The following is a 22,144-nucleotide window of genomic DNA, read 5'->3' on the forward strand; positions in this document are numbered from 1 at the left end:
GCTCATGAAGCTTCTCCTAGTTGATTCAGGGCGGCGACGAGTTGTCGCGATTCGTGGCGACACAGCCTGAGGCGGCGCAACAGCCACGGGGTCAAATCCTGCTGGCCCAGATGTTCAGGCCAGGCACCGGCGTCGCCGTCGGGAATTTCTGCCGGGTCGGTACCGGTGGCAGCTTCGCCCTTGAGGATGTCGACGCAGGCCTTGCGAGCCAGCGGCAACGCGGTCCCGGCTTTCGGCGCGTCCAGGCGCTCGGTGCGGCGCTGCACTTGGTGCTGCACGGCCCCTAATAGTGCCATCAGGCGGTAGCCGTGGCTGAGGGCCGACTCGATCTCACGCTCCGACAGGCGCACGCTTTCGGGCTCGACGCGCGTGCGCTGGGCCGCGGCAGCCAGCGCGGCCAAGGCGGCGTAGGCCTGCTGGCGCGACAGGCGCTGGGCCAGCTGCTCCTCGGCGCTGGGCATCCAGCGCAGCATGTTGGACGAATGCCGGGCCAGGGCACCCCGCAGCTGTGAGCCCAGCCGCGGCGCGGCGGCACGCTCCCAGGACGGCAGCACGAAGCTGAACAGCCAGGCCAGGCCCGCGCCGATGAGGGTGTCGGCCAGGCGCTCGACGACGGCGGGGTTGCTGCCCGGCGCCAGCATCAGCGGCTGCAGCAGGGCCATCAGCGTGGCGGCCGTGGCGGCGACGCGGTAGCGGCGGTTCACATAGGCGTGGGCCGTGCCGACGGCGGCGATGAAGCACAGGCTGAGCAGCGGCGTCCAGTGCACATGGGCCAGCAGCAGCACCAGCAGGCAGCCCTGCACGGTGCCGATGATGCGTTCGTTGCGGCGCGACAGCGTCTGCTCGAGATTGCCGCGCAGCACGACGGCCACGCTGAGCATCAGCCAGAAGGGATGGGCCGCCCAAGGCAGCAGCGCGCCCAGCCAGTAGGCGAACGACAGGGCCAGGGCCGAGCGCAGCGCGTGACGCATGACGCTGGACTGCAGGTTCAGATGCGGCTTCAGCGCGGCCAGCGGCCAGCCCTCGGGCGAGACGAACGGCGCCAGGCGTTCCGGCGTCCACGGGCTGTCCGGGTCATCAGCCGCCGCCTGGCGGGCCACCATGGCGCTGACGTCGTCCAGCATATGCCCCAGGCGTGATTGCAGGGCCGACACCAGGTGGCTGCGCGAGTCGCCGGCCGGCGCGCTGACATCGGCGAGCCGGGCTGCGAGCTGCTGGCGCCAGGCATCCGCCGACACCTCGGGCAAGGGCGCGCCGAAGGCCACCGTGTTGGCCAGGGCCGCCAGCACGTCGGCCAGATGGCGCAGCGTCTCGGCCAGGGCGGCGCGCCACTGGCGGCCGGGGAAGTCCTGGCCGAGCAGCTCGGTGTCCAGGCGGCTGGCCAGCAGCAGGTCGCGCAGCTCGATGAGGCCGAGCACGAGGTCGGTCTGGCGGCGGCTGCGCGGCGAACGGCGGGCGGCGAAGACCTGGTCACGCGCGGCCTGCAGCGCGTCGGCCAGCAACACGTCGTCGGCAATGGACGCACGGATGCTGGCCTCGGCCCCGCCCACGGCGCCGGCGATGCGTTCGGCGCGCGAACGCAGCCGCTTCTCGGTCGCGCGCAGGGCCGTGGCCAGCGCCAGTTGGCGCAGTCGGTGGCGCAGCACGACGGCGCTGGCCCGTGCCCAGCCGGCATAGATGCAGCCGCCCAGGCCCACCCACAGCGCATGCTCCCAGGGCGAGGCTGCTCCCGCCGTGCGGTCCCAGGCCATCGCGAACACCATGGCCAGCACCGGTGCGAAGGACAGCGGCCCGGCGCGCAGACCCCAGGCCAGGGCCATCAACGACACGAAGCTGACGACGGCCACCAGGGCCACGGTCAGCGGCAGGGAGCCGTCGGTGAGGCCGACCAGCAAGGTAACGAGGGCCGCGGCCGCGGCGGCCGGCAGCACCCGGGGCAGCACGCGTTGCGGGGGGTTGGGCACATCGGTCAGGCTGGCGCAGACCGCGCCGCCGACGGCGGCCAGCCCCGCCGTCTCGCCAAACGAGGCGCCCACGAGCAGATGCGTCGCCGACACGCCGAGGGCGACGCTGAGACCGTTGAGATGGGCGGCCTCCAGCCGCTTCAGGAATCTCACTTGACGAGCAGCTCCATCACCTTGCGTTCGTTGGCCGGCAGCTCATGCACCGAGAACCAGCCCGATTTGTCGGCCCGGTAGACGTATTGCGGTGGCGCCTGCGTGGCGATGCGCTGCTTCAGCGGCGCGATGGCGGTTTGAGCCGCTTCGGTCTGGCCCAGCGACTGCAGGGCCGCGGTCTGCACGATGAGGGCCAGGTCGCTCCAGGCCCCCAGGGCCAGCGCCTCGCCGGCATCGCGGCGTGCGGCTGTCGCATCGCCGTCGGCCAGGGCCAGCCAGCCCTTCAGTGCCAAGGTGTCGGGGTCGGCCGGGTCGAGGATGAGGGCTTCCCTGACCTGGGCCCGCGCGGCCTCCTTGCGGCCGGCGCGCAGCAGGTCCAGCGCATAGTCGCGGCGCAGCGGCACAAGGCCGGTGCGCAGGCGCAGCACCGCCTCGTACTGTGCAAAGGCCTCGTCCCAGCGGCCATCGAGCGCCAGGGTCGCGGCACGGCCCCACAGCGCCTCGGGCTGGTCGCCCTGGTAGGCCAGCACGGCCTCGTAGGCCGCCAGCGCACGCGGTACATCGCCGAGGCGGCGGTAGTGGTCGGCCAGGGCCAGGTCGACACGGAAGCGGTCCTCGCCCTTCAGCGCATCGACATCGCGCACCAGGCCCGGCAACACCTCTCCGGCCAGCGGGCGGCCGCCATGCCAGAGGGCATCGGCCACGCCCACGCGCAGGGCACCGCTCTTCGGATGCGCAGCCGTTGCGCGTGTGGCCAGTTCGCCGACCGCGGCGCCATCGCCCTCGATGGCCAGCGCATTGAGCTGGGCCGTCAGCGCGCGCTCGTCGGTCGGCGCCAGTTTCAGCGCCCGCGCGAACAGCGGCCTGGCCTCGGCCAGCTTGCCGTCTTCGAGCTTCTGGTTGCCGGCATTCACGAGCGCCACCGGCAGGCTGGCGCGCGTGTCGCGCTGGGCATAGAAGCGCTGGATGGCGGCGCGCAGGGCCGGGTCCATCGCGATGAGGCGCTCACGCACGATCTCGCGGCCGTCGTAGGCGTCACGGCGGGGCGAGGCCTCGGCATTGGCGCCCTCGGCGAAGTACTCCCAGACCGAACCACCGGCATAGCGGGACAAAAAACCATTGCGAGTCTTGGCCTCGCGCGCCTTGGCCTGCTGGTACAGCGCCTCGATGCCGCGCGACTGGTCGGCCGTCAGCACGCCGTGGACCTGGTGGGTCAGCTCGTGCAGCACGGTGTTGTATTTGGCGAAGATGCTGCGCTCGACGTCCTCGATGCCGGTGACGGTGAAGTGGCCGCCCATGCCGCGCACGTCGTCCCACAGGCGCGAGTCGTAGTCGATGCGGGCATCCTTCAGCGCGTGGGCCTCGGGCGTCTCGGACAGGCGCATCCACATCGGCTTGATGAAGTGGGTGGCGCCACCTTCGACCAGTACGGGGATGAAGGCCTTCCACGGCGCGACGGACAGGGCGACGCGCTTCTGGTGGCGCGGCGACAGATCCTTCCAGTTCAGCACATAGCGCTCGATGCCAGGCACCCGGGGCATGGGCGTGGCGGCGAAGCGGCGCTCATAGTCGGCACGGTGCACGTCGATGAGGAAGCGTTGCGACTCCAGGGCCTTGGCCGCGATGGCATGGGCGCGGCCGAGCTGGGGGCAGCGCTGCAGCACGGCCAGGCTGATCGACAGCGCAGTGTCGAACTCGCCTTTCTCGAAAGCGTCCGACGCGCGCTTCACATCGGCCATCAAGGGCGCAAAGCCGTCGCCCAGGCGCGCCGCGAGCTGGCTGTAGTTCTCGCGCACATAGCCGTTGCCGAGCAGGTAGTGGGCAGCCTCGTGGTGGCGGTTCAGCGCGACGGCGCCCTCGGCCGCTGCGATGGCGTCCTCGGTGCGGCCGAGGCGAATCAGCGTGTCGGCCAGGGCCGAAAGGCCGTCGGCGGTGCGGGCCTCGGCGAGGCCCTTTTCCAGCTGGGCCAGCGAGGCGTCGAACTCGCGCAGCTGGTAGTGGCGCTGGCCGAGGCCGCGCCGGGCCTGGGCGCGGTCGACAGGACGAGAGGCCTTTTCCAGTGCCCGCTCGAAGCAGGCCTTGGCGCGGTCGAAGTCGCGGCGGTCCAGGGCCAGGCGGCCCGCGGCCAGCAGGTCGATGGCCTCGGCCTTGTCGTCCGTCAGCGCGGCCTGCGTGCGGCGGTCGATGGCGGCGCCGTCGTCGCGGGCGACCAGCCACTGATAGAGGGCTTCGCGCTCGGCGGCGTCAGGCTGCTGCTTGCGCAGCAGCGCTTCCATGTCGCCGCGCACGGCGGCGTACTGCTGCTCGGTCAGCAGGGCCTGCAGCCGCGCGGCATCAGTGGCCGCGTGGGCGGCATTCAGGGTCAGGCAGACAGCGAGGGCAAGGGCCAGTCGACGCCAGGGCATGCAGGCAGCTCCATTTTGTGGAGCGCCGATGCTAATCGTCCGAGCTGAATCCCGAAGCCTTGACGACCGGCCCCCAGTAGTCGCGCTCGGCGGCCAGGCGCTTGCTGTAGTCGGCCGGCGCCAGGCTTAGCGGCTCGAAACCGAGCTTGCCCAGGGCCTCGACGACGCTGGGCTCGCGCACGGCGTTGCGGGCGAGGTCGGCCAGCTTGTCGACCATGGCCTGCGGCGTTTTCGCCGGCACGAAGAGGCCATAGGTCTCGACGCCGACGATGCCCTTGAAGCCCTGCTCCTCGAAGGTCGGCGCGTCGGGCACGAAGCGCGAGCGGGCCTTGTCAGTCACGCCGAGCAGGCGCACGCGGCCGCTGGGCAGATGGGGCAGAAAGTCGCCGATGGAGAAGCAGCCCGAGGCGATCTGGCCGCCCATCAGGTCCTGCATGCCGGGTGCCGCGCCGCGGTAGGGCGCATGCGTCAGCTTGAGCCCGGCGGCATGCTCGAATTGGTTGCCCAGGAAGTGGGGCATAGCGCCCGCCGCCGGCGAGGCGTAGGCGGCCTTGTCGGGGTTGGCCTTGGCCCATTCGGCGAACTGGGCCAGCGTCTTCACCGTGGCCGGCACCATGGGACCGACGCCGAAGCCGCAGGTCGACAGGGCCAGCGGCGCGACGGCGATGACATCGGTGGCCGGGTTGTAGGCGAGCTTGCGGTAGGCGTGGGGGTAGATGGTGAACATCGACGACGGGCTGATCAGCAGCGTCTGGCCGTCGGGCGCAGCGTCCTTCAGCGCGGCGATGGCGATGCGGCCGCCGGCACCGACCTTCTGCTCGACGAGCACGGTCTCGGCCAGCTTGCCGCGGCTGAATTCGGCGATGCGGCGCGCCGTGGTGTCCACCGAGCCCCCGGCCGGAAAGCCGACGAGGATGCGCGGCGGCTGGCCCTGGGCGCGGGCGGCGAAGGGAACTGCCGCCAATGCGGCAAGGAGGTGGCGTCTGTCCATCATGGCTGTCTCCTGGGCTTGTTGTCGGGTGCGGTGCTCTGCGCGGTGGCGACCCAGGCCAGGCGTTCCAGCCCGGCCTTGAGTGCGGCGCCCTGCTCGCCGAGGGCGGCGACCAGCGCGCGGTCGTGTTCGGCGACGACGGCTTCCAGCTTGACGAGGCGGCGCCTGCCGGTCGGCGTCAGGTAGAGGCCCCAGGCGCGGGCGTCGTCGGGCGCATCGCGTCGCTCGGCCCAACCCTGGGCGGTGAGCCAGTCCGTCAGGCGCAGGGCGCCGCTGCGGTGCAGGCCCATGGCCTGGCCGAGCAGGCCCTGGCGCATGCCCGGGTTGCGGGCGATCAGCACCAGGGCGGCGAAGCGCTGCGGGCTGACGTCCCACTCGGCGGTGGCCCGGTAGAAGTCCAGATAGAGGGCGTTCTGCGCGCGGCGCAGTGCATAGCCGAGCAGGCCGTCCAGCGCGCCGTAATCGACGCCGGGCACGGGCAGCATCAGGCCTTCGGGCGTCACGGCATCGAGGCTGTCGGTCTTGCTCACCCTTGCAGGCTAGTTTTAGTTGCGTACTGCAACAATCTCGCATACCCTGAGTTGATGCAGATCATCATTGCTGGCGGTGGCATCGGCGGGCTGACGGCCGCCCTGGCCCTGCGCGCACGCGGCCATGAGGTGACCGTGCTGGAGGCCGTGCGCGAACCCCGTCCGCTGGGGGTGGGCATCAACCTGCTGCCTCATGCGGTGGAGGTGCTCGATGAGCTGGGCCTGCTGCCGGTCCTGCGCGACATGGCCGTCGAGACCTCGGCCCTGGTGTTCGCCAACAGGCATGGCCAGGCCATCTACCGCGACCCGCGCGGCCTGGCCGGGGGCTACAGCCACCCGCAATTCAGCATCCACCGCGGCGAGCTGCAGATGCGGCTGTGGCGGGAGGCAAGCGCCAAGGTCAGGGTGCTGGGCGGCCAGCGCGTCGTCGGCGTACGTGACGGCCATGTCGCGCTGATCGAAACGGCGGATGGCCCGCGCGAGCAGGTGGCCGACCTCATCGTCGGCGCCGACGGCATCCATTCGGCGCTGCGCAGGCGCCTGGCCCCCGACGAAGGTGCGCCCCGCTGGCGCGGCGTCATGATGTGGCGCGGCACGTCATGGGCGCCGCCCTTCCTCGACGGCCGCACCATGGTGCAGGCCGGCCACAGCCAGGCCAAGTTCGTCGTCTACCCGATAGGCGCGCCGAGGGCCGACGGCCTGCAGCTCATCAACTGGATCGCCGACCGCCGCGTGCACGAACCCACGCCCGGTCTGACCGCGCCCGACCGGGCCGACTGGAGCCGCGCCGGCAGGCTCGAAGACCTGCTGCCCACCTTCGGCCGCTGGCGCTTCGACTGGCTGGACGTGCCCGGCCTCATCAGCGGCGCGGAGCAGATGCTGGAATGGCCCATGGTGGACCGCGACCCGCTGCCGCAATGGCGGTTGGGGCCTTCAACACTGCTGGGCGACGCGGCGCATCCCATGTATCCCATAGGCAGCAACGGCGCGACCCAGGCCATCATGGATGCGAAGGCCCTGGCCGAGGCGCTGTCCAACCACGCCGACCTCGACACGGCGTTTGCGGCCTACGAAGACGAGCGCCGCCCCCTGTGCGCCCGCATCGTCGAGATGAACCGCCGCGAAGGGCTGGACGCCATCCTGGATCGCGTGGAGGCGCTGGCGCCGGACGGCTTTGCGCGGTTGGAGGACGTCATCGACCCGGCCGAGGTGGCCCGCGAGATCAACAGCTACAAAGCCGCGGCGGGACATCGGACGCAGGCAAGCCGATAGGCGGGCCGCTGATGGATGCGCGCCTGGCCGGCGGGTTCAGTCCCCGTTCTTGGTCAGCCGCAGCGCGAGCTTCATGAACGTGGGAACGCGCTTGCGGCCGTGCATGGCGCGCAGGCCACGACCAGCGGCCTGGCCTCGGCTTCGAGGGCAGTTGCCCCCTGCTCGAGGTCGCTCCAGGCTTTCAGGGTGCAGACCAGAGCCATGTCACCCGCTGAATGCCCGATGTCCGGATCGGAGGCAAGGCGTCGTCTGAATCTGCATGGACGCAGACGCGGTCCAGCGTCACCCGCCCAAGCCCGATCCGTTCAACCCACCTGGGAGAAGAGAAATGCCAACGACCCTTCGCTTCAGGGCGTGCCGGCTAAGGCTGGCCGCCGGCATGGCGGCTGTTCTCGCGGCCGGCAGCCCCGGCATTTCGTCGGCCGAGACTTTCAGCCTCTCGGCGTCCATGCAGGCCGGAACCAATCCGAGCGGGCAGTGGGAATATGGCGAGACCGCTGGATTCGGCGGCGCGTTCACGCGCTATCTGCCGTCGTCGAGGACGACGAACCACGGCGTCGCCATCTGGATGGGCGCGAATCCCTTCGCGTCGACGCCAACGGTCTATTTCAATCCGACTGCCGCGGCCGTGAGCCTCGGCACGCCGATTTACGAATCGCACACGGCCGGTTTTCACCCGGGACTCGGCGACCGGGTGAGCACGGTGCGCTTCACTGCCAAACGCGCCGGCGCACACCTCGTCGAAGCCGCGCTGTTCGGACAAGACAGCCGCGGCACAACGACCGAAGTCGGCGTCTTCGTCAACGGCATTCAGCAGGGCGGCCTGGTGCCGGTGAATGGATTCGGGCCGACCAGCGTTCAATTGCTCAAGCGCACGCTTTCGGTACAGCCGGGCGACCATATCGACGTCTCGGTCGGCAACCGCGGGAACGTCTCGAACGACTCGACGCAGATCGATCTGCGGATTACGGACCCGGGCGATGCCTTTACGCCGACCCTGCGCGGATATGCCGATATCCACAACCACGCCTTCGCGAATCTCGCATTCGGCGGCAAGTTCCTGTACGGCTCGGCTCATGGGCCGGAAAGCGCGGTACTTTCCGTCGACGGCGATATCGCCTCGCACGGCCTGATTCACGGCAACGAGATCATCGGCGCCGGAATGGACGGGCGCTGGGGGCTCTTTCTCGGCAACAACGGCGCGCCGAATCTGGGTGACTGGCCGACGCACCGCGATACCGACCACCAGAAGGTCTACAAGGACTGGCTGGCGCGCGCCGTCAAGGGCGGCATGCGACTGATGGTGATCTTCGCCGTCGACAGCCCCAAGCTGTGCCTGAGCGTCGGCAATGACGGCCGCAACTGCGGCGACGAAGCGCCGACGCTCGAAGCCCAGTTGCGCGAGGCGCGAGCGATGCAGGCCGAGATCGACGCCGAGGCCGGCGGCAACGGACTCGGCTTCTTCCGCGTCGTGAAGACGCCTCTCGAGGCCCGCACCGCGATCGGCAAGGGCCAGCTCGCCGTCGTGCTCGGCGTCGAATCGTTGAACTCGCTCGGCATCCAGGCGTCGTCGGCCCGCATCGCGCAATTGCACGCACTCGGCGTGCGCCATGTGTTTCCGATTCACCAGGCCGACAACAGCGTCGGTGGTGCCTCGTTCTTCGAGGCGCGGGTGCAGGGGCAGACCAACCATGCCGATCCACCGTTCCTGAACTTCGATGTCGACTACCACTTCGCCAAGATTGCCGGGCGCTACTCGATCACGACCGAAGACTGCCCTGAACTGGAAAAGTACGGGCGCTGCAACGTGCTCGGCCTGAACGCGAACGGCAAATTGATCGTCGAGGAATTGATGCGCGCCGGGATGCTCGTTGACGTCGATCACATGTCGCGCAAGTCGTTCTCCGACACCCTGGACATCGCCGAACGCTTCGGCGCGCCGGCCGTCGCCAGCCATGCGGGCTTCAACGACGTGAACCACAGCGGCGGCCGCTTCACCGAGCTTCTGCCGCTGCCGCACCCGCGGCCAAGCGACCAGGACCATGAAGGCCAGCTCACCGCGGCCAAATACCACCGCGTTCTCGATTCCGGCGGCATGGTCGGCGTGATCCTCGCGCAGGGCCGCGACATCCGCGACGTGCAGACCTATCAGCGTGCCCCGGGCAAGGCGACGATCCCGCACCGCTGCGGGCGCAGCAGCGAGACCTTCGCGCAGGGGTATCTGTACGCCGTCGATCAAGGCGGCGGGCAGGCCGTGGCTTTCGGCACCGACATCAACACGCCCTCTCTGCTGCAGCCGAGCCCGCGCTTCGGTCCCGGCGCCTGCGGCGGCGGAACCGACACCTCGCTGCCCGGCTGGGGGCCGCGGTTGGCGTATCCCTTCGCCAGCCAGTTCTCCGCGGGCATGACGATGCCGCCGATGACGGACGGCCAGCGCACCTTCGACTTCAATACCGACGGCTTCGCGACGATCGGCCAGTTCCCCGATCTGATTGCCGACTTGAGTGCACTCGGCGTGCCGGCGCCAGATATCGAGCCGCTGTTTCATTCGGCCGAGGCGTATATCCGGATGTGGGAAAAAGCCGAAGCCGCGGCCCTCTCGTCCTCGATGCTGCGGCGGCCGGTGGTCACGGTTTCGCCGAGCCCCTTCAAGGCCGACCAGCCCGTTGCCATCAAGGTCACGGCTGTCGACGCCTATTTCGGAACGCAGGCCAGCGGCGGGACGGTTTGGGTGAACGGCGTTGCCAAGGGCGCGCTCGGCGATACGTTCACGATGACATTCAAATCGAGAATCGTGAAGAAAAACTGCCACATGGTCACCGACCCGCCGGACGCTGGCCAGCCCAGGCCCAAGCCACACCAGGAATGCGAACAGGGCAAGGTGGCCGACACCGTACGAATCGACGTGAAAGGCGTGCCGCAGTTTCTCGATGCCGATCCGCTGTTCGTCGACGTGGCAACGGATTGAGGCAGTCGTCAGAAGGCAGCCGCCGCCGGATGAGGGGCACTTCTGGTTCGACTTCATCGCCGGCACCCGCGATAGCGGCCATGCCAGCCATGCCGCGGGTGCATGCCGCTTCAGGCTTTCAGCATCTCCGCTGCAATCAACCGCACCGGCGCATTGCCATAGCTGAGGAATTGCTCGTGGAAGGCCTTGAGGTTGAAGCCGGGGCGTGACTTCAACTGCTCACGCAGCGCAAAGATCTCGCTGTAGCCGCTGAAATAGCTGGTCAGCTGCACCGAGGTCAGCTGCACGCGGCGCCACTTCTCCTTGGCCTCGCGCTCGGTCTGGAAGGCCTGGCGCACCAGCAGGTCGGTCGCGTCGGCCTCGCTCATGCCGAGCACATGGACGCTGTAGTCGAGCACGGTGTTGGTGACCGAGCGCAGATGCCACTTGCCCCACATCAGCGTCATCTCGGGCGAGGCGCCGTAGCCGCTCTCGATCATCATGCGCTCGCCGTAGACGGCCCAGCCTTCCACCATGGCGCCATTGCCGAACAGGGCCTTGACCTTGCTCGGCGCGCGGTTGGCGTGCACGAGCTGGGTGTAGTGGCCGGGAATGGCTTCGTGGATATTGAGAATCTGCAGGATCCAGTGGTTGTACTCGCGCAGCGAACTCTCGGCCTCGTCGGCCTTGAGATCGTCCAGCGGCGTGACGTTGTAGTAGGTGCGGTCCTGCGGTCGGTAGGCGCCGGGCGCCTCGATGCTGGCACCGGCCACGCCGCGCTGGTATTCGGGCGTCTCGCGCACGGCCAGGGGCTTGCTGACGTCCTGGCTCAGCAGGTCGTGGTCGCGGACCCAGGCTTCCAGCTGCGGAATCTGGGCGCGGATCTCGTCGACGAAGCGCTCGCGGGCCACATGGCGCTCGCTGAGCTTGGCGATGACGCGGCCGATCAGCGCGAAGCGGTCGGTCGGCGGCGCCTCGCTGCCGATGACCGTGGGCCACAGCGCGGCGGCCTGGGTCTGCATGCTGGCCAGCACCTCTTCGCGGCGCGCCTGAGCCAGCTCATAGGTTTCCCTGGCCGTGCGGGCCGACTGGATGTCGTGGGTGAACTTGGGTTCGTAGAGCTCGGCGCCGAGGCGGAAGCCACGCGTCGGCTTGAGTTTCTTCAGATGCGCCACATAGCCGTTGACGGCGGCGCGTGCAGCGGCAAACGGCTCGTTCATGTTCAGGCCAATCTCGGCGTAGCGCTTGGCGACGTCATCCAGGACGCCCAGCACGCCGGGTGCCTGCTGGATGGCCAGCTCGGCGTGCTCGCGCGAGACGCCTGAGAGACTGGCCTGGGCCGCACGGTAGTAGGCCGGCAAGGCCGCGACGCGCGGCTTCAACGCCTTCAGTCTTGCAGGCAAGGGTGCGTATTCGGTATTGAGCAGCAGGTCCAGCGGCGCGGCCGGGTTGTGCTCGGCCGGGTTCCACGACCATTCACGCAGCGTGTCCAGGCGCCAGAGATCGCTCTGCAGCTTGGCGATGAGCACGCTGCGGTCCATGCGCTGGCTGGTGTTCAGCGGCGCCTCGGGCTGGCGCTCGAACTCGGCCTGCCACTGCTTCAGGAAGGCCCGCATGCGCTCACGCTGCGCGTTGCTGGGCAGGGTGACCTGGGGCACGAACTCGAAGCGGCCGGCAGCGACGGCGGCATCGGGGTCCTGGCGCCACAGCGCCTCGAGGAACTTCTCGGTCAGCTTGTCGAAGCCGGCGTCCTGGGCAAAGGCGGGCAGCGCAAAAGCGGCGAGTCCGACGGCAGCAAATTCACGACGTTTCATGCCAGGGCCTCTTCCAATGCATCGATGAACATCTTGGCGACGTCGAAGCCGCTCTGATCCGTGATCTCCTGGAAGCAGGTCGGGCTGGTCACATTGATCTCGGTGACGTTCTCGCCGATGACGTCCAGGCCCACCAGCAGCAGGCCGCGGGCGGCGAGGATGGGGCCGAGGTATTCGGCGATCTCGCGGTCGCGCGCAGTCAGCGGCCGGGCCACACCCTTGCCGCCCGCGGCGAGGTTGCCGCGCACTTCACCGCCCTGCGGAATGCGGGCCAGGCAATGCGGCACCGGCTTGCCGCCGATGATGAGGATGCGCTTGTCGCCCTCGGCGATGGCCGGGATGAAGCGCTGCACCATGACCGTCTGCGTGCCGTCCTTGTTCAGCGTCTCGATGATGGCACCGAGGTTCAGCCCGTCGTCCTTGACGCGGAAGATGCCCATGCCGCCCATGCCGTCCAGGGGCTTGAGGATGATGTCGCGCTGCTCGGCGTGGAAGGCGCGGATCTCGGCCGGATCGCGCGTCACGAGCGTGGGCGAGATGAACTGCGGGAACTCGAGGATGGCGAGCTTCTCGGGGTGCTCGCGCAGGGCGCTGGCCCTGTTGAAGACGCGGGCGCCTTCGCGCTCGGCCTGACTGAGCAGATGGGTGGCGTAGAAGAACTCGCTGTCGAAGGGCGGGTCCTTGCGCATCAGCACGGCGTCGACGTCGGCCAGGGCGACGTCGGCGGTGGACTCGACCTTGAACCAGTCGTGGCCGTCCTTCTGGCTCAGGCCGGTCAGCGTGATGTGGCGGGCGCCGCGCGCCGTCACGCGGCCGCCGCGCAGCCAGACGAGTTGGTTCACCTCGCAGGCCAGGATGCTGTGGCCACGCCTGGCGGCCTCGCGCATCATCGCGAAGGTGGAGTCCTTGTAGGTCTTGAAGGTGTCGAGCGGGTCGGCAACGAAGAGAAGCTTCATGGGGCGGGCCTGTCAATTCAGCGCCGGCCAGTGTTGCACAGCGCTGCCTTCAGCCTCTGACGTAGGGGCTCAGGGCCGCCTCGGCGGCGCTGGCGATGCCGCGCCAATGCTCGCGCCTTTGGCGGGCCCTGGCGCGATGCTTGGCCTTGAGCTCGGACAGCGGCGCGACGGTGACGGGCACCCGGATCTCCACGCCGTGCCGCTCGAGCGGCAGGCCGCCGAAACCCAGCCAGAAGTCGTCGTAGGAGCGCCTGAAGCCGGTCGCGTAGCAAGCCTCGTAGGCGATCTGGTGCGTGTCGCGTACGCCGACGATGCGGGTCTGGCCCAGGGCGCGCGCGAGGCCGTTCAGCGCGGCGAAGGCGAAATAGGCGGGCGAGTTCTGCGGGAACTCGGCGCGAAAGCGCGCCAGCGCGGACGCGTCCGGGCGCACCGACTGGTTGCGCGTCGCGAACAGCACCGGGCCCGCCCCCGCATCGGGCCCGAGCCGGCTGGCCTCGATCCAGGCGAAGGACAGCTCGTGCAGGGCCTCCCCGCGATGGCCCAGCAGCAGGCTGAGCGGGCCCTCGTGGCGGGTCGCGGCATTGGCCCGCAGGCGCAGGTCATGGCCTGCCGGGTCACGCCACAGCAGCAGGCCTTCGCCATGCAGGGCCGGCAGCAAGGTTGGCGTGAAATGGGCCTGCTCGAACTGGAAATGGTCGAGGGCGCAGGCCAGGCGCTCGGCGCCGCCGAAGCCGCGCGACAGGAAGTGGCGGTGGCTGATGAAGAAGAAGGCATCGGCCCGCGGCTGGGCGGTCATCAGCCGCGCAAAGGCGGGAATGGCGAAGAGCCGGGCCAGGCCCTCTCGTTCGCCAAGCATCCGGCCGCCGCCGAACAGCACCCGCAGGCCGTCGGGCAGCCCCTCGGCCTGGGTCCGCAGCCAGGCATTGCCGGCAACGCGGCTCAGCAGTTGCAGGCTGCTCGGCAGCTCAGGGATCGGCCAGTCAGGCGCGGTGGTGGGGGGCACGTCTCGAAGGGAAAGCCGCCTGGGCGGCAATGATTGACAGCTTCGAGAAAGATTATCGACAGATACAGGGCATGAAAGCGCTGCCACGCCCCTCGATCCGAGGGCGGGGAAGTCCCCGGGGCGGGATTTGCGTGACTTAAGGCGCGCCGCTTACACGTGGGCGCGGCGCCAGCGCGCGGCGACGGTGGCCACGCCCCCGGCGACCACGCCCCAGAAGGCCGCGCCAATGCCGAAGAGGCTGATGCCCGACAGGCAGACCAGGAAGGTCAGGATGGCGGCGTCGCGGTGACCCTCGTCCTTCAGCGCCGCGGCCAGGGCGCCGGCGATGGTGCCAAGCAGGGCCAGGCCGGCGATCGCCGCGACCAGTTCGCGCGGAAAGGCGGTCAGCAGCAGGGCGACCGCGCCGCCGGCCAGGCCCAGCAGCACATAGAACAGGCCGGCGCTCACGCTGGCCGTGTAGCGCCGCGCCGGGTCTTCATGCGCCTCGCGGCCCATGCAGATGGCGGCCGTGATGGCGGCCAGGTTGAAGGCATAGCCGCCGAAGGGCGCCAGCAGCGTCGTCGCGGCGCCGGTCACGGCGATGGAAGCGGACACCGGCGTCTGGTAGCCGCTGGCGCGCTGGGCGGCCACACCGGGCAGGTTCTGCGAGGCCATGGTGACGATGAAGAGGGGCAGGGCCACACCGATGGCGGCATGCCAGCTGAAGGCCGGCGCCGTCCAGACCGGCAGCGCGAAGACCTGGGAGGTATCGACGCCGGCGAAGCTCAGGCGCCCCTGGGCCAGGGCGACGACGACGCCGGCGATCAGCACGCCGGGCACCGCATAGCGCGGCCAGACGCGCCGGCCGACCAGATAGGCCGCGGCCATGGCGAGGACGAGCAGCGGCGCCGTCTTCACGCTGCTGACGGCGTCGAGGCCGAAGCGCGCCAGCACGCCGGCCAGCAGGGCCGAGGCAATGGCCACGGGGATGCGGTCCATCAACTTCTCGAACCAGCCGCTGGCGCCGGCCCAGGCGATCAGCAGGCCGCAGACGATGAAGGCGCCGATGGCCTCGGGCATCTCCACGCCCGAGGTCGAGGCCAGCAGGGCCGCGCCGGGCGTGGACCAGGCCGTGAGCACGGGCTGGCGCGTCCACAGGCTCAGGGCGAGGCTGGTCAGGCCCATGCCCAGGCCCAGGGCCCACAGCCAGGAGGCGGTCTGGGCCGGCGTCGCCCCCAGGGCCACGGTGGCCTGGAAGATGATGGCGACCGAGCTGGTGTAACCCACCAGCACCGCGACGAAGCCGGCAACAACAGTGGACGGCGAAAAATCTTGCAGCAGGCGACTCATGCGGTCAGCATAGCCGTCACCTCAATGACGAAAGTGCTGAGCGGATGTGCCGTTTCCTCGCCTACTCGGGCGACGCGATCTTTCTGGAAGACCTGGTCTGCAAGCCGCGCCATTCGCTGGTGCGCCAGAGCCTGCAGGCCGAGCAGGCCAAGTCGGTGACCAATGGCGACGGCTTCGGCATCGGCTGGTATGGCGAGCGCGACACGCCGGGCGTCTACCGCGAGGTGATGCCGGCCTGGAGCGACGACAACCTGATGGCCTTGTGCGCCAATGTGCGCTCCCATCTCTTCATGGCCCATGTGCGGGCCGCGACCGGCGGCGGCGTGTCCAGGCAGAACTGCCACCCCTTCCACCTCGGCCGCTACCTCTTCATCCACAACGGCCAGATCGGCGACTTTCCGCGCCTGCGCCGCGGCATGGAGGCGCGACTGACGGACGAGCTCTACGACCTGAAGCGCGGCGCGACCGATTCGGAGCTGCTCTTCCTGCTCATCATGGCCCGCGTGCAGGACGGTGCCACGGTCCAGGCCGCGACGCGCGAAGTGCTGCTGGACACCGTAGCCGAGATGCAGGCACGCGGCATCACCACGCCGCTGCGTTTTTCGGCGGCTCTCGCCGACGGCGAGCAGCTCTGGGCGGTGCGCTGGGCCAGCGACGACAAGCCACCCAGCCTCTACCTCAAACCCCAGCCGGGTGGCTGGGCCATCGCGTCGGAGCCGCTGGGCGACGATGCCGAGGCCTGGTCACCGCTGGCCAAGGGCGAGATGGTGCATGTGCGTGACGGGCGCATCGAGCGCCGCCTGCTCTGCGGCGCTAGCGACGCCTGAGCAGGGGCAGCAACAGCGCTCCCGCGGCCAGCACCGCCACGCCGATCACGGCACCGGCCTTCACATAGACCAGGCTGGCCCACAGCACATAGGCGCTGCAGGCACAGAACAGCAGCGGCAGCCACGGGTACAGGGGCACGCGAAAGGGTCGCGGCTGGTCGGGCTCGCGCCGACGCAGCACGATGAGGGCGGCACCGCTGAGCACCAGGAAGAACCAATACACCGGCGAGAGGTAGTCCACCATGGTCGAGAAGCCGCCGCGCGTGAAGTCGCCCAGGCCCACCAGCAGCAGGGCCATGGCAGCGGTCGCGACGACGGCAGCACTCGGCGTACCGCGCCGCGCATTCCACTGCGCCAGCTTCCACTCGGCCGCGAGGTCGCGCGCCGCGGCATAGGTGGTGCGCGGGCCGGCGATCAGGATGGCGTTCATGACCGACAGGGCCGTCAGCGTGACGACGCCCACCATGACCAGCTCGGCACCACGCCCCAAGGCCAGGCGCATGGCCTCGGCCGCGGGCGCCTCGCTGTGGGCCAGGCCGGGCAGGCCCAGCACCCGCACATAGGCCCAGTTGGCGAGCAGATAGAGGGCCATGACGACGCCCAGGCCCAGCAGCAGCGCACGCACCATGCCGCGCTGGCCGTCGCGCATCTCGGCGGACAGCGTCGCCGCATCGCTCCAGCCGCCATAGGCCAGGAAGACAAAGACCATGGCCGTGCCCCAGTCGGTCGTGGCCGTCGCCGCGCCCTGGGTCGCGGGAGGCTGAAGCCCCAACTGCGCAGCGCCCGCCCCCAACAGCAGCAGGCCGCACAGCACCAGCGTCGTCAGCCCCAGCTGGGTCCCGAGGCCGACGCGAACACCCAGCAGATTGAGCCCGGTCAGCACCACGATCAGCGCGGCGGCCAGCAGCGCACTGGCATGGCTGCCCAACCAGGGGCTGAGGTCCACAACCTGGGACAGGTAGTCACCGAAGACAAAGCCCAGCAGGGCCATCGAGCCGGTGTGGATGACGGCGAAGCGCGACCAGGCGAACAAAAAGCCCAGGCGCCGGCCATAGGCGCGGCTCAGGAAGTGATAGTCACCACCGGCGTCGGGGAAGGCCGCCGCCAGCTCGGCAAAGCACAGCGCGCCGACGAAGGACAGCACACCGCCCAGGGCCCAGGCCAGGTAGAGCTGGCCCGCCTCCGGCAGCGACTGCGCCACCATGGGCGAGGTCTTGAAGATGCCGGCACCGACGACCATGCCGACGCACAGGGCGCCGGCATGCCGGGCGCCCAGGCGCGGCTCGGGCCGCATCAGATCTCGACCTTGGAGCCCAGCTCGACGATGCGGTTGGTCGGCAGATGCAGGAAGTCGGCCGCGGCGGCCGCGTTGCGGTGCATGCTGGCGAACAGCTTCTCGCGCCACAGGGCCATGCCCGAGCCTATGGTCGGAATGATGATGTCGCGGCTCAGGAAGTAGCTCGTCTCCATCTCGTCGAGCTGCACACCGTGCTTCTTCAGCAGGGCCAGGGCCTCGGGCACGTCGGGCTCGTTCTTGAAGCCGAAATGCAGGGCCACCTGCCAGCAGCAATGGCCCAGGGCCTCGACCTCGCAGCGCTTCTCGAAGCCGACCCAGGGCACCTCGTGGTGCTTGACGGTGACGAAGACGTTCTGCTCGTGCAGCACCTTGTTGTGCTTGAGGTTGTGCAGCAGGGCGTTGGGCGTGGAGCCCTTCTCGGACGACAGGAAGACGGCCGTGCCGGCAACGCGCGTCGGCGGGTTGATGAAGACGGCGTCGAGGAAGGTGTTGAGCTCGATGGCGTCCTCGCGCAGCTTGTCGGACAGCTGCTTGCGGCCCTGCTTCCAGGTCAGCATCAGCGTGAACATGCCGATGCCGATCAGCAGCGGGAACCAGCCGCCGGCGGCGATCTTCAGCAGGTTGGACGCCAGGAAGGTCACGTCGATGAGGAAGAAGACGCCGGTGGCCGCGACGCAAAGCGCCAGCGGATATTTCCAGCCGTAGCGGATGACGAAGAAGGTCATCACCGTCGTGATCGTCATGTCGATGGTGACGGCCACGCCGTAGGCCCCGGCCAGCTTGGTGGACGAGCCGAAGAAGACGACGGCGACGACGACCAGGGCGAACAAGCCCCAGTTGATGAAGGGCACGTAGATCTGGCCGGTGTCGCGCACGCTGGTGTGCAGGATGCGCAGGCGCGGCAGGATGCCGAGCTGGATGGCCTGCTTGGTGACCGAGAAGGCTGCGGTGATCAGGGCCTGGGACGCGACGATGGCTGCTGCGGTGGCGAGCAGGAAGAGCGGAATCTCGGCCCAGCCCGGCGCCAGCAGGAAGAAGGGGTTCTGCACGCCGGCCGGGTTGTCCAGCAGCATGGCACCCTGGCCGAAATAGTTGATGACCAGGGCCGGCATGACGACGCCATACCAGGCGATGCGGATGGGCTTCTTGCCGAAATGGCCCAGGTCGGCGTACAGCGCCTCGCCGCCGGTCACGACGAGGACGACGGCGCCCAGGGCGACGAAGGCCACCCAGCGGTACTCGAGGCAGAAGTTCAGCGCATAGACCGGGTTGACGGCCGCCAGCACGCGCGGGTTGTCGAAGATGTGCGGCAGGCCGAGGGCCGCCAGCGTGATGAACCACACCATCATGACCGGCCCGAAGGCCTTGCCGATGCCGCCCGTGCCGAAGCGCTGCACGGCGAACAGGCCGACCATGACGATGAGCGTCAGCGGCAGGATGGCGTCGTGGAACTGCGGCTCGTAGACGTCGATGCCCTCGACGGCGCCCAGCACCGTCATGGCCGGCGTGATGACGGCGTCGCCAAAGAAGATGGCGGTGCCGAACAGCCCGACCAGCAGCAGGGTGCGGCGCAGCGGCGGCTTGTCGTTCACGGCATTGGTGGCCAGGGCCAGCATGGCGATGAGGCCACCTTCGCCGTTGTTGTCGGCGCGCAGGATCAGCAGCACGTACTTGATCGAGACGACGACGGTCAGGGTCCAGAACAGCAATGACAGCACGCCGAGGATGTTCTCGGGCGTGGTGCCGACATGGCCGCCATGGAAGACTTCTTTGAGGGCGTACAACGGGCTGGTGCCGATGTCGCCGTAGACCACTCCGAGTGCCCCGAGGGTCAGACCCGCCATCGCCGAAGGGCTGCGGGCCGCATGGGAAGAACTCACTTCACGAAGGCCAGCGGCTTGGGCTGGCGTTTGTTCGAAAGTGGGGATTCTGCGCCCGGTTTTGGTGTTTTGTGCAGCGCAGCAAACCTGCAACTCCGGCTTGACTCCTTATGCGTCCAGGCGTAGCGACAGCCATTTCTTCGCCTCGAGGGCGGCAGGCGTATTCGCAGCCGCAAGGCGGGCTGCTACTCCAGCGACTGCCATGGATCCGGCTTTGCCGGTCCATCGGCAGCGCCCCCTTGAGGGGGCGGCCGCTAGGCCGTAGGGGGTGGGAGAGTCAGGCCGCTTCAGCCTCGGCCTGCGGGTCCGTCGCTTCCAGCTCGTAGCTGGCCGCCAGCATGGCCAGGCGGCCGATGACGCCGTACATATAGAAGCGATTGGGCGCGCTGGCACCGGGCTTCTCGCCGGGCCGGGGCAGATGAGGTGACTCGGCGAAGGCCAGCGGCACATAGCTCGCGCCGGGGGCGTTCAGGCTCTCGTCGATGCCGCGGTGGGCATGCACGCGGTAGTAACCCCCGACGACATAGCGGTCCATCATGTAGACGACCGGCTCGGCCACCGCCTCGTGCACGCGCTCATGCGTCGGCACGCCTTCCTGCACGATGACTTCCTGACCGAGGTTCTCGGGCAGGCGATCGGCCAGGGTCTCGATGTCCTTGGCGTCGCGCACGGTCATGACGCCCTTGCCATAGCTGCCGACGTCGCTCTTGATGATGACGAAGGGCTTCTCGTTGATGCCGTATTCCTTGTACTTGCGGCGCACCTTGGTCAGCTGGGCGTCGGCCGCCGTCTGCAGCGCCTCCAGGCCCTTCTTGCCGTGCAGGTCGACGCTCTGGGACATCGGCGTGATCAGCCAGGGGTCCATGCCCAGCAGCTTGGCGAAGCGCTTGGCGACCTCGTCGTAGGCGCGGAAGTGCTGGCTCTTGCGCCGCACCGTCCAGCCGGCGTGCAGGGGCGGCAGCAGGTATTGCTCGTGCAGGCCCATCAGCTGCGGCGGCGTGCCGGCGGCGAGATCGTTGTTGAGCAGAATGGTGCAGGGATCGAAGCCCTTGAGCGTCAGGCGGCCGCGCTTGCGCACCACCGGTTCCAGGGTCAGCGACTCGCCGTTCTGCATGCGCAGCTCGGTCGGTTCGGTGACGCGGCTGTCCAGCGTGCCGAAGCGCACGTTCAGCCCGGCCTGGGTGAAGATGCGCGCCAGCGTCGCCAGGTTCTCCAGGTAGAAGCTGCATTGCGCGCCGGTCTCGGGGATGACGAGCAGGTTGCGCGCCTCGGGGCAGATCTTCTCGATGGCCGCCATGGCCGCCTGCACGGCCTGGGGCAGCATCTGGGCGGTCAGGTGGTGGAAACCGCCGGGGAAGAGGTTGGTGTCCACCGGCGCCAGCTTGAAGCCGGCGTTGCGCAGGTCCACCGAGGCGTAGAAGGTCGGCGTGTGCTCCATCCATTCCAGCCTGAACCAGCGTTCGGTGGCCGGCATGGATTCCAGCACGCGGGCTTCCAGCTCGTTGATGGGGCCGTTCAGGGCGGTGATCAGATGGGGAACCATGGCCGAATGATCTCAAACTCGGGAAGGGCGTCCCACTTGGGGGCGCCCGGCGGGATCACAAGACGCCGTCGGCGCAGCAGGTCTGGCCGCGCCCGGCATGCTTGGCGCGGTAGAGCTGGTCGTCGGCCCGCTTGATGGCGGCGGACAGGGTTTCGCCCGCCTCGATGCGCACCGCGCCGGCACTGAAGTCGACGACGAAACCCAGGCTGGCCTCGCAACGCCGCCGCATGGCCTGGTGCAGGCGGCTGTCCAGGCGGCCGAAGGCCTCGGCGTCGCACTGGCGCACCAGCAGGCAGAACTCCTCGCCGCCGTAGCGGCCCACCAGGTCGCTGGCGCGCAGCTCGCCGCGCAGCACCTCGCCGGCCAGCTTGAGCACCTCGTCGCCGACCGGGTGGCCGCGCTCATCGTTGATGCGCTTGAAGTGGTCCAGGTCCAGCATCATCAGCACGCTGGCGGGGCCCGCGGCGCCCAGGGTCGCCGCCGCCCGGCTCATCCACTCACGGCGGTTCAGCAGGCCGGTCAGGGTGTCCAGCGAGGCCAGCCTCACCAGGGCCTGCTCCGCCGCGTCGCGGTGGGCCAGCAGGAAACCCATGGTGCCCAGCACCAGGCTGGCGTTGAGCAGCATCATCGAACCGATGTTGAGCGGGTTGGGCGTCAGGAAGCGCGGGTAGATCTCGGGCCAGCCCAGCACCAGGCAGCCGCGCGCCAGCGTCATGACGCCATTGGCCAGGGCGGCGCCGCCGCACAGCCAGCGCCAGCGCACACCACCGGCACCGCGCAGCAGCACGACGCTGGCCCAGATGATCTGGGCACCTATGGTCAGGTTGGTCAGGCCGGTGGCGACTCCCAGGTCGCTGAAGACCAGGGCATGCACGACGCCCAGGCCCAGCGGTGCGCCCCACAGCCAGCCGCGCCGCGCCGTCAGGCCGAGAAAACGGCAGGCCGTGATGACCGTGGCGGACGCCGACCCGCTCAACGCCATGACGCCCAGCGTCGCCAGCAGGCGCGGCGCCGCCAGGGTGGCGCCGATCAGCAGGGCAAAGCCGGCCGCCTGGCCCAGCAGCATGAACTGCCAGGCCTGCAGGCCACTGCGGGTGCGCAGGCCCACGCCGACGGCCAGCGCCAGGCTCATCAGCAGCGCATTGACCAGCACCGCCCCGAGGAGGGTGATCACATCCATGACGGGCCAGCATAACGGGCGGTCAGGGCGGCCCGGCGTGAAAGACGACCGGG

The 22,144-nt window shown here is 69.3% G+C and carries 15 protein-coding genes; 3 read left to right on the top strand and 12 right to left on the bottom strand.

Translation table 11 applies throughout. From position 1 onward, the window contains the following. Positions 1 to 2: 2 nt before the first annotated feature. The 4 genes from AC3WOE_RS15435 to AC3WOE_RS15450 are packed head-to-tail and all read right to left on the bottom strand — an operon-like array spanning position 3 to position 6,043. Positions 3 to 2,117, bottom strand: a complete 2,115-nt coding sequence (locus AC3WOE_RS15435) for an FUSC family protein (RefSeq protein ID WP_492691596.1) — start codon at positions 2,115 to 2,117, stop codon at positions 3 to 5. After that, complete coding sequence (locus AC3WOE_RS15440; RefSeq protein WP_492691598.1) at positions 2,114 to 4,522, bottom strand: tetratricopeptide repeat protein; 2,409 nt, start codon at positions 4,520 to 4,522, stop codon at positions 2,114 to 2,116. The genes AC3WOE_RS15435 and AC3WOE_RS15440 overlap by 4 nt, the downstream gene beginning before the upstream one ends. Before the next feature lie 31 nt (positions 4,523 to 4,553). Further along, positions 4,554 to 5,516 carry a Bug family tripartite tricarboxylate transporter substrate binding protein gene (locus tag AC3WOE_RS15445; RefSeq protein WP_492691600.1) on the bottom strand — a complete coding sequence of 321 codons (963 nt, stop codon included), beginning with the start codon at positions 5,514 to 5,516 and terminating at the stop codon, positions 4,554 to 4,556. Continuing rightward, positions 5,513 to 6,043: a MarR family winged helix-turn-helix transcriptional regulator gene (locus AC3WOE_RS15450; RefSeq protein ID WP_492691602.1), complete on the bottom strand. Its 531-nt coding sequence runs from the start codon at positions 6,041 to 6,043 to the stop codon at positions 5,513 to 5,515. The genes AC3WOE_RS15445 and AC3WOE_RS15450 overlap by 4 nt, the downstream gene beginning before the upstream one ends. A 54-nt stretch (positions 6,044 to 6,097) precedes the next feature. On the opposite strand from AC3WOE_RS15450, the gene AC3WOE_RS15455 reads away from it, so the two are divergent. Beyond that, entirely contained in the window at positions 6,098 to 7,315 is a 1,218-nt protein-coding gene (locus AC3WOE_RS15455; protein WP_492691603.1) for a flavin-dependent oxidoreductase, read from the top strand. A 328-nt stretch (positions 7,316 to 7,643) separates the two neighbouring features. Then, a complete protein-coding gene (locus tag AC3WOE_RS15460; RefSeq protein WP_492691604.1) occupies positions 7,644 to 10,283 on the top strand; it encodes a membrane dipeptidase in 2,640 nt (879 codons plus the stop codon). A gap of 110 nt (positions 10,284 to 10,393) precedes the next feature. Here AC3WOE_RS15460 and AC3WOE_RS15465 read toward each other — a convergent pair whose 3' ends face one another. The 4 genes from AC3WOE_RS15465 to AC3WOE_RS15480 all read right to left on the bottom strand — a co-directional run bounded on the left by AC3WOE_RS15465 (position 10,394) and on the right by AC3WOE_RS15480 (position 15,364). After that, on the bottom strand, positions 10,394 to 12,076 hold the full coding sequence (locus AC3WOE_RS15465; RefSeq protein ID WP_492691606.1) for a DUF885 domain-containing protein: 1,683 nt from the start codon (positions 12,074 to 12,076) through the stop codon (positions 10,394 to 10,396). Next, the gene (gene gshB, locus AC3WOE_RS15470; RefSeq protein WP_492691607.1) at positions 12,073 to 13,032 is read right to left on the bottom strand and encodes a glutathione synthase; all 960 of its coding nucleotides are present in this window, start codon (positions 13,030 to 13,032) and stop codon (positions 12,073 to 12,075) included. Before gshB ends, AC3WOE_RS15465 begins: the two co-directional genes overlap by 4 nt. A 49-nt stretch (positions 13,033 to 13,081) precedes the next feature. Continuing rightward, entirely contained in the window at positions 13,082 to 14,035 is a 954-nt protein-coding gene (locus AC3WOE_RS15475) for a DUF535 family protein (protein WP_492691609.1), read from the bottom strand. Between the two features lie 150 nt (positions 14,036 to 14,185). Continuing rightward, entirely contained in the window at positions 14,186 to 15,364 is a 1,179-nt protein-coding gene (locus AC3WOE_RS15480; protein WP_492691611.1) for a benzoate/H(+) symporter BenE family transporter, read from the bottom strand. Positions 15,365 to 15,408: 44 nt separating this feature from the next. On the opposite strand from AC3WOE_RS15480, the gene AC3WOE_RS15485 reads away from it, so the two are divergent. Further along, positions 15,409 to 16,191: a class II glutamine amidotransferase gene (locus tag AC3WOE_RS15485; protein WP_492691612.1), complete on the top strand. Its 783-nt coding sequence runs from the start codon at positions 15,409 to 15,411 to the stop codon at positions 16,189 to 16,191. Here AC3WOE_RS15485 and AC3WOE_RS15490 read toward each other — a convergent pair. The 4 genes from AC3WOE_RS15490 to AC3WOE_RS15505 form a co-directional block, all read right to left on the bottom strand. Next, positions 16,178 to 17,485 (bottom strand): APC family permease, encoded by a 1,308-nt coding sequence (locus AC3WOE_RS15490; RefSeq protein ID WP_492691614.1) that lies wholly within the window; start codon positions 17,483 to 17,485, stop codon positions 16,178 to 16,180. The two genes, AC3WOE_RS15485 and AC3WOE_RS15490, sit on opposite strands and share 14 nt — an antisense overlap. Further along, positions 17,485 to 19,332 (bottom strand): potassium transporter Kup, encoded by a 1,848-nt coding sequence (locus AC3WOE_RS15495; RefSeq protein WP_492691616.1) that lies wholly within the window; start codon positions 19,330 to 19,332, stop codon positions 17,485 to 17,487. Before AC3WOE_RS15495 ends, AC3WOE_RS15490 begins: the two co-directional genes overlap by 1 nt. Positions 19,333 to 19,645: 313 nt before the next feature. Further along, the gene (gshA, locus tag AC3WOE_RS15500; protein ID WP_492691617.1) at positions 19,646 to 20,911 is read right to left on the bottom strand and encodes a glutamate--cysteine ligase; all 1,266 of its coding nucleotides are present in this window, start codon (positions 20,909 to 20,911) and stop codon (positions 19,646 to 19,648) included. 55 nt (positions 20,912 to 20,966) lie between these two features. Continuing rightward, positions 20,967 to 22,091 carry a GGDEF domain-containing protein gene (locus AC3WOE_RS15505; RefSeq protein ID WP_492691618.1) on the bottom strand — a complete coding sequence of 375 codons (1,125 nt, stop codon included), beginning with the start codon at positions 22,089 to 22,091 and terminating at the stop codon, positions 20,967 to 20,969. Between the last annotated feature and the right edge of the window lie 53 nt (positions 22,092 to 22,144).

Source organism: Roseateles sp. FW305-36 (assembly GCF_058787015.1).

What these genes read in the sequence shown, in the direction of transcription:
- AC3WOE_RS15440 (WP_492691598.1), bottom strand. Translation starts at nt 4,522, where the DNA reads ATGCCCTGGCGTCGACTGGCCCTTGCCCTCGCTGTCTGCCTGACCCTG.
- AC3WOE_RS15445 (WP_492691600.1), bottom strand. Translation starts at nt 5,516, where the DNA reads ATGATGGACAGACGCCACCTCCTTGCCGCATTGGCGGCAGTTCCCTTC.
- AC3WOE_RS15455 (WP_492691603.1), top strand. Translation starts at nt 6,098, where the DNA reads ATGCAGATCATCATTGCTGGCGGTGGCATCGGCGGGCTGACGGCCGCC.
- AC3WOE_RS15460 (WP_492691604.1), top strand. Translation starts at nt 7,644, where the DNA reads ATGCCAACGACCCTTCGCTTCAGGGCGTGCCGGCTAAGGCTGGCCGCC.
- AC3WOE_RS15465 (WP_492691606.1), bottom strand. Translation starts at nt 12,076, where the DNA reads ATGAAACGTCGTGAATTTGCTGCCGTCGGACTCGCCGCTTTTGCGCTG.
- gshB (WP_492691607.1), bottom strand. Translation starts at nt 13,032, where the DNA reads ATGAAGCTTCTCTTCGTTGCCGACCCGCTCGACACCTTCAAGACCTAC.
- AC3WOE_RS15480 (WP_492691611.1), bottom strand. Translation starts at nt 15,364, where the DNA reads ATGAGTCGCCTGCTGCAAGATTTTTCGCCGTCCACTGTTGTTGCCGGC.
- AC3WOE_RS15485 (WP_492691612.1), top strand. Translation starts at nt 15,409, where the DNA reads ATGTGCCGTTTCCTCGCCTACTCGGGCGACGCGATCTTTCTGGAAGAC.
- AC3WOE_RS15490 (WP_492691614.1), bottom strand. Translation starts at nt 17,485, where the DNA reads ATGCGGCCCGAGCCGCGCCTGGGCGCCCGGCATGCCGGCGCCCTGTGC.
- AC3WOE_RS15495 (WP_492691616.1), bottom strand. Translation starts at nt 19,332, where the DNA reads ATGGCGGGTCTGACCCTCGGGGCACTCGGAGTGGTCTACGGCGACATC.
- gshA (WP_492691617.1), bottom strand. Translation starts at nt 20,911, where the DNA reads ATGGTTCCCCATCTGATCACCGCCCTGAACGGCCCCATCAACGAGCTG.
- AC3WOE_RS15505 (WP_492691618.1), bottom strand. Translation starts at nt 22,091, where the DNA reads ATGGATGTGATCACCCTCCTCGGGGCGGTGCTGGTCAATGCGCTGCTG.